5 protein-coding genes are annotated in these 6694 nt (G+C 45.6%); 3 read left to right on the top strand and 2 right to left on the bottom strand.

The window, feature by feature from the left end:
• Positions 1 to 194: 194 nt before the first annotated feature.
• Together DFR28_RS15330 and DFR28_RS15325 are read right to left on the bottom strand one after the other, a co-directional pair.
• The gene (locus DFR28_RS15330; protein ID WP_113955251.1) at positions 195 to 554 is read right to left on the bottom strand and encodes a hypothetical protein; all 360 of its coding nucleotides are present in this window, start codon (positions 552 to 554) and stop codon (positions 195 to 197) included.
• Positions 555 to 639: 85 nt separating this feature from the next.
• A complete protein-coding gene (locus tag DFR28_RS15325; RefSeq protein WP_113955250.1) occupies positions 640 to 1020 on the bottom strand; it encodes a hypothetical protein in 381 nt (126 codons plus the stop codon).
• Between the two features lie 644 nt (positions 1021 to 1664).
• Between DFR28_RS15325 and DFR28_RS15320 the strand changes: the two genes are divergently transcribed.
• From DFR28_RS15320 to DFR28_RS15310, 3 genes are all read left to right on the top strand, one after another.
• On the top strand, positions 1665 to 2651 hold the full coding sequence (locus DFR28_RS15320) for an integron integrase (RefSeq protein ID WP_113955266.1): 987 nt from the start codon (positions 1665 to 1667) through the stop codon (positions 2649 to 2651).
• Between the two features lie 14 nt (positions 2652 to 2665).
• A complete protein-coding gene (locus DFR28_RS15315; RefSeq protein WP_113955249.1) occupies positions 2666 to 5731 on the top strand; it encodes an error-prone DNA polymerase in 3066 nt (1021 codons plus the stop codon).
• A 95-nt stretch (positions 5732 to 5826) separates the two neighbouring features.
• The gene (locus DFR28_RS15310; protein ID WP_170132126.1) at positions 5827 to 6684 is read left to right on the top strand and encodes a S1 family peptidase; all 858 of its coding nucleotides are present in this window, start codon (positions 5827 to 5829) and stop codon (positions 6682 to 6684) included.
• Positions 6685 to 6694 lie beyond the last annotated feature (10 nt).

Genomic DNA, 6694 nt, shown 5'->3' with positions numbered 1-6694 from the left:
TTTAATTCGATAAGCCGAGCCAAACGAACAAACGTTAGTCGTTGCCATAACATAGGCTAGAGATAACGCTACGAAAAGTAGACCCACTGCACTAGCTCGCTTGAAGTTAGTCATAGGAAATATAACGCCCACAAAACGGGCGCGCGTCTTCTGCGCGTCCGAACGAACGCAGTGAGTGCCAGTTTTTGTTCTTGTTAGTTTTCAATTTCTTTTAGCTCAAACATTGTAGTTTCACTACCTTCTTCAAGTATGTACCTGAAAATTTGTTTTTCGGGTATATATTTATAATATTCTGGCTCGTGTAAAGAATCATCACTCTTTATACCCATTACGAGGTAATTATTACCTTTTACTTGATACTTACAATCTGAGCCGACACCATCGCGCTCATGATGAATTGCGTAAGCTATACAGTTTTCCTCATCAATGATTTGAAGTCCAAACGAGAACTCTTCTGTATCATAACGCCAGTGGCTTGGAACACTCACTTCGGCATCATGATGAGTGCAACCGGCAAAGAGCAATAAAAGAAGAATTCCTGTGGATAGCCTCATGTAAAACTAACGCCATTGCAAGGGGCGGAGCGGAGCGACGTCCCGCGCAGTGAGCACAGCGAACGCAGCATTTTTTGCAATCTTGTTAGATTGGGCTACGAAGATCATGCCATTTATTACCTTCAAGATACTGTAGTTTTTTTGCACCAAAGAATAACCATTTTTTGGTTATTCTAGTTTTCTTTTCCAAATATCTCGATGCTACCAATTTAAGATACTCAAATAGGTCTTCCTTCTTTTCTGAATCAAGCATTTCAGTCCAGTCTACGAGATCGCACCGATCACCTTCATGCATTGAAAACCAGAACTCTTCAGGAGTTTTTTTATACCATTTTACTCGGACAGATCGATTTGAATTTGAAAGTAAGTATTCAATACCATCATCTGTTTTAGTTGGAACAACTGACCAATATTTTTCAAGCGCAACAAAGAATTGTGATACCTCTTTAATATTTGGATACGACATCAATCTAACGCCAAGCCAAGGGGCGGCGCGTAGCAGCCGTCCCGCGGAGCCAACTTGTTGGCGGAGTGAACTTTGACGCCTTGTTAGGTGGTGTGACTTTTTCGATGACTTGATGCACTTCCTTATTGCCTCCACAGAACAAAACCATTTCTTTCGTTTACTAAGCCAGACTATCAGAATTCGTTTAGTGATAAAAATAGTGTTCGACCAAAACGATATAAATACTTAACTTACAACGATGAACCAGTTTTTTAGACTGCCTCACACCAGAAAGTTTGCACCAACGAAACACTTCTTATCAACGACTGGTTTAGCTAAATAGACAGAACACACCTAACAGCTTATTAAATTGCATGCGAGATATCTCTCCGTGACCAATTCAAGGAATGAATCGCATGTCATTGTTTTTAATAAATTAATCAACTCACCCTCTATCATAGCTCGGTGACAAAGGGAGCCGGCTCCCTTTGTCGGTTTTGTGCGTCCTACTATCTAGATCTTGGGCTAGCGTAGGTATTTGAATTCAATACTAATTTAAATATAAGTATGAAGCAAAGTGCGCATTAATTGGTGTGCGTTTTATTGTTGAATTAGCTTTCATTTTGATATACTGTATATTCATACAGCTTTCATGGATGTGGAAAATGAGCGGAAAAAGCCCTTTTATTGAATCTATCCGGCGCACGATGCGAGTCCGTGGTTATGCGCTTAAAACCGAGAAAAGTTATCTACATTGGATTCGTTATTACATTCGGTTTCACCGAATGCAGCATCCTGCGGATATGGGTAAGGAAGAGGTAGTGGCATTTTTAGATCACTTAGCGGCGGATAGACATGTTAGTGCTAACACGCAGCGGATCGCACTGAATGCGGTTACGTTTATGTATAACAAAATATTGGACCAGCCATTAAAAGCATTAAATTTCAAATTGGCAAATAAGCCGCGTCGACTGCCAACAGTATTAACCCCTAAAGAAGTCACTTTAATTATTGACCGCTTAGACGGCGTACACCAACTGATTGTTGAATTAATGTATGGCAGCGGCCTACGTGTTTCAGAGGCTTTGGGCATTCGTGTACAGGATATTAATTTTGACAACAACAGCGTAACAATTCGAAATGGCAAAGGTGGTAAAGACCGCGTTTCGTTGTTAAGTCAAAAGCTAAAACCTAGGCTCAAAGCACAGATTGATAAAGCCCTGGCAATCCAAGTTGAAGATAACCGATCAGGGGTTGGGCCCTCGATTCCGGACGCTTTGGGCAGGAAGCTGCCAACAGCATTTCGTAACCCAAGCTGGATGTTCGTATTTCCTTCTATTGCTTTATGTCATCACCCAGTTAATAACAAATTATGCCGGCATCACCTACACCATACGGTGATTCGCAAAGCATTACGTAAAGCGACCCTCGAAATACAAATACCCAAGCGAGTAACATGCCACACCTTTCGTCACTCATTCGCGACACATCTACTAGAAGGCGGCACTGATATTCGAACGGTCCAAGAGTTATTAGGCCATACCGACGTTAAAACCACGCAGATTTATACACATGTTATTGGGCAACACTATGCGGGTACTCAAAGCCCTCTAGACCGAATCTCAGAGCAATCAGTTGCCTACGCTGTTTAACTCTACCCTACTCGATGTTCGCCGAGCTCCACACTAAATCCCATTACACTTTCTTGACTGGCGCATCCAGCCCTGAGGAGCTGGTGCTTCAATCTTCCGCATTAGGTTACTCAGCAATTGCGATTACTGACGAATGCTCGTATGCCGGCTTAGTCAAAGCGTATAAGGCTAGCCGTGAATGCGGTATTAAGCTAATTGTTGGTAGTGAGTTCTCAATTGCAGTAGGCGAACAACATTTGCAACTAGTGTTATTGGCGCCCACCCGTTTAGCCTATAGCGAAATCTCGGCGTTAATTACCAAAGGCCGACGCCGCAGTGCCAAAGGGGAATACTCACTATCGATTGCAGACTTACGCTTCGGTTTACGTCGCTGTTTAGCTATATGGATTCCCAAACGTCAGCCGTGTGATACCGAGCATGGAAAGCTCTTAGAGCAGTATTTTCGGGATCGCTTATGGTTAGGCGTCGAGTTGTTTTGGCATAGCAATGACCAACAGCACTATCTATATTGCGAACAGCTAAGCCGTGCGTGTGGCACCAACATGGTGGCGTGCAACGATGTCCATATGCATCACAAAAGTCGAAAACCGCTGCAAGATACGCTCACAGCCATCAAGCAAAACACCACGATTCAGCAGCTCGGCAAGGCTCGTCAAATAAACGCCGAGCGCTACCTAAAGCCGATCTCGGTATTGCAGCATCAATACCCTGCCGCGCTGTTGGAGGAGTCACTACGTATTGCCGATCTTTGCCATTTTTCAATGACCGAATTACAGTACGAATATCCTCGCGAAGTCGTTCCTGAGAACACAACACCAGCCGAGTATTTGCGCGAAGTCACGTATCAAGGTGCGGCACTCAGATGGCCGAATGGCGTTCCAGCCAAAGCAAAACGCATTATTGAGTATGAGCTTGGTGTCATTCACGAACTAAAGTACGAATACTATTTTTTAACCGTGTACGACATTGTGGCGTTTGCGCGCTCACAGAATATTTTATGCCAAGGTCGTGGATCTGCGGCCAATTCTGCGGTGTGCTATTGCTTATACATCACTGAAATTGATCCCGAAACCAATCAGTTATTGTTTGAACGATTCATTTCGAAAGAGCGCAATGAGCCACCCGATATTGACGTCGATTTTGAAAGCCAGCGGCGCGAAGAAGTCATTCAATACATTTACCAAAAGTATAGTCGCAAGCGCACAGCTCTTACGGCTACCGTCATCACTTATCGACGCAAGAGCGCAGTGCGTGATGTGGGCAAAGCCTTGGGTCTGCCACTCAATTTCATTGAAGAGTTAAATCGCTCAATGGCATGGTGGGACAAAATCGATGCGCTAACCGAGCAGATGCAGAGCCGTAAGATGACATTCAGCAGCTCACTAAGCATGCAGTTTTTTACACTAGTGAAAGAGATACTCGGTACACCTCGACATTTGTCTCAACACGTTGGTGGCTTTTTAATTACCCACAGCCCCACCAGCACTCTGGTGCCAATCGAGAACGCGGCAATGCCGGACCGCACCATTATTCAGTGGGATAAATACGACATTGAAATACTCGGCTTGCTGAAAGTGGACATATTGGGGCTCGGCATGTTGAGTGCCATCCGCCGCGCTTTAGCGATGATCGGCGGCTATCAGAAGCAAGTTACCACACTGCAAGAAATACCGAAGGAAGACCCAAAAGTGTACGACATGTTGTGTGCTGGCGACAGTGTTGGTGTATTCCAAGTTGAGTCACGTGCACAAATGTCGATGTTGCCACGACTTAAACCGCGATGCTTCTACGATTTAGTGATCGAGGTGGCAATCGTGCGCCCAGGACCGATTCAGGGCGACATGGTGCATCCATATCTAAAACGCCGCAATGGGGAGGAACCGGTGGTGTATCCGAACAAGGAGATAAAAATGGTATTGGAGCGCACCTTAGGTATCCCTATTTTTCAAGAACAGGTGATACAACTGACCATGGTGGCTGCTGGGTTTACCGGCGGTGAAGCTGATCATTTGCGACGAGCAATGGCTAGTTGGGGTAAGCATGGTGATATCGGTCAATTTGAAGAGCGACTAATTAGCGGCATGTTGGCACGCGGCCATAGCCAAGACTTTGCCGAGCGTTTATTCAAACAAATCCAAGGCTTTGGTAGCTATGGTTTCCCAGAGTCACACTCTGCCAGCTTTGCATTATTGGTGTACGTATCGTCTTGGCTAAAACGCTATCATCCGGCGGCGTTTTACGCGGGCATTCTTAATAGTCAACCCATGGGTTTCTACTCGCCCTCGCAACTGATACAGGATGCGCGCCGACATAATATTATGGTGCTTCCCGTGTGTATTAATCACAGTGACTGGGAACACAGTCTAGACCACTCGCAACAACAACCGGCACTTCGCTTAGGCTTGCGGTTAATTAAAGGTGTATCTGAAGCGACTGCGCTTAGAATAATGGCCGCACGTCAGGTCAATATTTTTAGCAGCATTGAGGATGTGAAGACCCGTGCGCTAATGAACTCAGAGGAACTGATGAAGCTGGTGAATGCCAATGCCTTTCATCAATTTGATAGCAATCGTCGTCGCGCTTATTGGCAATCATTACAAGTTGACGACGGCTTGAATACCCAAAAAAGTAGCAATGCCGACTTCATTCAAGACTTACAACCGGTCGAACAATTATTAGCCGACTACCAGCACGCACGTGGCGTGTCCTTAGATCATCATCCAATGCAGCTACTGCGCAACAAGCCGCCGTTCAAGCGTTGCACAACGGCAAACAACTTGTTGGCTAAACGTAATAATAGTCTGATTGAAGTGTCTGGTGTCGTCACTGGTCGTCAACGCCCCGGCACAGCCAGCGGTGTGATTTTTTTAACACTAGAAGATGAGACCGGCAACATCAATGTGGTGCTATGGAAAAGTATTCAAGATCGCTTCCGTCAAGAAATTCTAAGTGGTCGTATTTTGTATATTAAAGGCTCGCTGGAACACCAGCATGGTGTAGCAAATGTGGTGGCTGGGTATATAGAGCAACTAGACCATGCCCTACCCAGCCTCAAAACGCATTCGCGAAACTTTCATTAATCAGGACACGGCTAAGTTAGAATGCAGCTCGGCTTAAATAGCATCCAGCAACTGATCAAATGACACAGGCGAGACTCCGCATAACCTTAATACTCATGCTGTGGAATATACCCGCAACAACATGGGCATTAGGTGACCTAACAATCTTGCCTCGCCCACAGATTGTTGGCGGCCTCGAAGCTCAATCAGGAGAGTTTCCGGCGTTTGCTTTAATGGTCGCAACCAGCTCCGACACCGATCGACGTGGACGCTGTGGCGGTGCACTGATCACGCCGAATAAAATACTCACCGCAGCGCACTGTATTGTGTTGCGTGAAGCAGATACCCAATACCTTATGGTGCCGGGGTTCTATAACCAAAGTAGCGAACAACAAGACTTGATCGGCATCGGCGTCGCCGAAATACATACCCATCCAAGTTTCGATGAATATGCCTTAGAAAACGATATTGCGATTCTAACCCTACAACGGACAGCCGTATCACCTACGGCGCCGATCTTTGTAGGTAATGATCAATTAGTGGGGCGGCGCTCAACTGTAATCGGTGCCGGCTTAATTGATAATGACAACGCGATTTTGGCCGACACCTTAAAGAAATTCACAACGACTCTAGTAAGCAATGAAACGTGTAATCTACATCCAGATATTTCTCAGTTTTTCACATCGGCTCTGATTTGCGTTCCGCCACCTGAAACACCACCGTCTAGTGCCTGCTTTGGAGACAGCGGCAGTCCGCTAATGATCACCATCAATGGCCGGTCAGTAATAGCGGGAGTAGCGTCGTTCCTAGCCAGCAATGACGATTGCGCTACTCAAAATAGCTTCGCTGGCTACACTCGAACGAGTTCATTTATAGACTTCATTAAACAGCACGCGCCCGAAGCACGGTTAATATATTCAAGTAACGACGTCTCACTACCACCGTTGCTGGACTTACTCTTATCCGCGCCTTAACTGGCAGTTG

It is taken from the genome of Arenicella xantha (assembly GCF_003315245.1).
GTDB lineage: Bacteria > Pseudomonadota > Gammaproteobacteria > Arenicellales > Arenicellaceae > Arenicella > Arenicella xantha.
Note: the sequence above shows the minus strand (reverse complement) of the source record. Positions and strands in the feature narration are given on the sequence as shown.